General features: G+C 60.8%; 4 protein-coding genes. All 4 read right to left on the bottom strand.

Annotated features, from left to right (window positions below):
• Positions 1-336 precede the first annotated feature (336 nt).
• On the bottom strand, positions 337-648 hold the full coding sequence (locus EOD15_RS31680) for a PilZ domain-containing protein (RefSeq protein WP_127322526.1): 312 nt from the start codon (positions 646-648) through the stop codon (positions 337-339).
• A gap of 235 nt (positions 649-883) precedes the next feature.
• A complete protein-coding gene (locus EOD15_RS31675) occupies positions 884-1,372 on the bottom strand; it encodes an NUDIX hydrolase (RefSeq protein WP_023810435.1) in 489 nt (162 codons plus the stop codon).
• Between the two features lie 211 nt (positions 1,373-1,583).
• Positions 1,584-2,084, bottom strand: a complete 501-nt coding sequence (gene gpt, locus EOD15_RS31670) for a xanthine phosphoribosyltransferase (protein ID WP_057145797.1) — start codon at positions 2,082-2,084, stop codon at positions 1,584-1,586.
• Between the two features lie 132 nt (positions 2,085-2,216).
• Positions 2,217-3,045, bottom strand: an 829-nt coding sequence (locus tag EOD15_RS31665) for a universal stress protein (RefSeq protein WP_148129735.1), incomplete at its 5' end; no start/stop codon positions are given.

Below are 3,045 nucleotides of genomic sequence, written 5' to 3'. Positions count from 1 at the left end.
CACTAAATATAGTATTAACAGACAATTTATTCAAGCCCGACAATTGTCCCTATCGTCCCCAACCGCCCCACAATCCCAACGCTTCCGCCGGCCTCGTAAACAGGCGGAAATGCGAGCAAAAACGCACATAATCCGGGAAAAAAGACCGGGCTCAGAACTTTCCGGTCGCACTCTCAACAGGAGCACATGGCCTATAAAAGGCGACTCGTTTTGCGCCGTCAAGGATTCGTTTGCGTAGCTTTTGTGACCCCAACATCTTGTGTGTCACATATGTGGATAACGGGGATAGAATGCAGGCGCGGATCACGATTTTCCGTGCGCAAGCTCGCCCGGGCGTCAGCCGTAATGCAGCCGGGGCTTTGGTTCGGTGCCGGTGAACTGCACCCCGATACGGTCGTTGCGACGCCACCGGACCTCGCACCGATAGGCAATGCCGTCGAGCGGCACATAGAGAAGGAACCGATCTGGGACCCGGGCTTCGAGCGGTATCTTCAGTTCGGCGCCGCCGTCGTGCTGGTTGCGCAGCGTGCAACCGACTTCCGAATTCGAAATTCCGGTGATGATCGACCCACCCTTGAGCACGCGCGGACGATGCTCGCGCTGGGGGTCGTCGGACTCGTTTGGAATTGGATTTGCGGGATTCGCCATCGATCAAAAATACCAGAGCTGCCGAATCCTACCCTTGATTCCTTAGCAAAGCATTCATGTCGAAGCATGGCAACGCGTGTCTAAAGCGTGTCGCGCTTGAACGGATTCAAGCGACCCGCTTTAGGTCCTTGCTTTTATGCATGTCGTTCTCCCAAAACCGAGGTCACTTTTGGGCGACATGCATTAGCCTTTGCAAGCCAGTTCCGTTTTGCAAAGAGAGCGGTGTGGCCGCCCGTCAGGAGAAGCTGTGCGGGTCGGCGCAGAAATAGGCGATGATCTGGCAAAGGTCGGGTTCGTTGACCATGCGCACCGCTTCGCTCGCACGGACCCATTTGCGGGTGCGTGAGTGTTTTTCCTTCCAGCGGTCCGCGACTTTGTCGACATGCAGTGGAAACACCAAGACCTCGCACGGCACTTCTTCGCCGGAAGCCAGGACCTTGGCGTAGAAGTAACGGCCGGCTTCAAGATGAGAGACACGGCCGCGCAGCCCGGCCTCCTCGCCGGCTTCGCGCGCCGCGGCCTCGCAGAGCGGCTCCCTGGCCTCTGGCCAGCCCTTGGGCAATACCCAGCGGCCAGTATCGCGGCTGGTGATCAGCATGATTTCGACGCCGTCGCCCGTGTCGCGCCAGGGCAGGGCGGCAACCTGCAGGCGGCACGGCGCCGTGCCGAAGAGCCGTCGGACCCTTTCGGCCAGATGATTGTGTGTCGTTGGCCTCGTCAACATCGAAGAAGCTAGCCCCAGCCTCCGGAATCGTTTGCCGTCTCACGAATCTTACGGCTAATTGTCGGCAATAAAAGTAAAAAATTTCATTCGCCTGGCCGATTTCCGCCAATAGACGCCGATTTCGCAAAATATCCGGCCCTGCCGGACCTGTTTGCGAAAGCAAATCATGCCGGTGCAAGCTGCTGGTCTGTAACAGGCAGGTAGTTACGAATCAGCCGGCGTGGTCGTCGGCGATCGGCTTCTGGTAGGTGAAGCCCATGTCCCACGGGAAATAGATCCAGGTGTCCTGGCTGACTTCCGTGACGAAAGTATCGACCAGCGGCCGGCCTTTCGGCTTGGCATAGACGGTGGCGAAATGCGCCTTGGGCATCATCGCGCGGACGATGCCCGCCGTCTTGCCGGTGTCGGTCAGGTCGTCGATGATCAGCACGCCGGCGCCGTCTTCGGCGAGCAGGGCAGGGGTGATCTCCTTGAGGACCTGCAGCTGACCCTGGCTGGTATAGTCGTGATAGGAGGCGACGCAGACCGTCTCGATGACGCGGATGCCGAGTTCACGCGAGATGATCGCCGCGGGGACCAGCCCGCCTCGCGTGATGCAGACGATCGCTTTCCATTGTCCCTTGTTAGCGCCGGCAAGCCGCCAGGCGAGCGCCCGGGCGTCGCGATGGAACTGGTCCCAGGAGACCGGAAAGGCTTTTTCGGGAAGGGACATGTCGCGCACTCCACAGCACGCGGGGATCGCGCGCAGGAAAACAGGGGAATGCGCGCGGAATTAGCTGGAAAGCCCCCATCTTGGCAAGAGCAAGGGCCTTGGCAAAGGCAAGGCCCAGCGATCGCTGTGGACCTACCGCGACAGGAACGCTGCCACCGGCGCGGTGCGCAGCACGTTGCGCGTCACGCCGCCGAATAGAAGCTGACGCAGCCATGAGTGGCTGTAGGCGCCGAGCACCAGCAGATCGGCGCCGGTTTCCGCGATTCTGGTCTGGATGATGTCATCGACCGAATTGCCGCCCGACTGCTGCACCGAGACGCTGACGGTGGCGCCGTGGCGCGACAGCGCCGACGCGATTTCGGCGCCGGCGGCCTCCGGGCTGTCGTCGAGCGTTTCAGGAGGGTCGATAACCAATATGTCAGTCTTCTCGGCTTCGATGATGAAGGGCAGCGCGTCGAAGGCGGCCCGCGCCGCTTCCTTGCTGCCGTTCCAGGCGAGCAAGACGCGTTTGAAGGTGGTGATCAGCGGACCCTCGTGCGGCACCACCAGCACCGGCCGGCCGGCATCGTAGACCAGCGTGTCCACGTCCGCGCTGGAATCGCCGCCCGTTTCGCGCTGCGCCGCTATGATCAGGTCGGCGGCCCGCACGCTCGAAATCCCGGTCAGCGCGCTGTCACCCGAAAAGCTCTCCAGGCTTCGCCACTCGAAGGAAAGACCGGAATCCTCGATATGTCTGAGAAACAGCGCCTTTAATTTCTCGGCCCGTTCCCGGTTCATATCTGCCGAAACCTGCAGGAATTCGGTGTCCGGAAAGCCTGTGGCCGAGGTGTACGGCACGGGAAGTGTTTCGGCATGGATGCCGACCAGATGGCTCTGGAACCGGGTGGCGAGCGGAATGGCGCAGTCGAGCACGCGCTCGGCGTCCTGCTCGTTCTGCAGAATGGCGACGATGGTTTTGAAT

Source organism: Mesorhizobium sp. M7A.T.Ca.US.000.02.2.1, from assembly GCF_003996995.1.
GTDB lineage: Bacteria > Pseudomonadota > Alphaproteobacteria > Rhizobiales > Rhizobiaceae > Mesorhizobium.
This window is presented reverse-complemented; position numbering and strand designations above follow the sequence as displayed.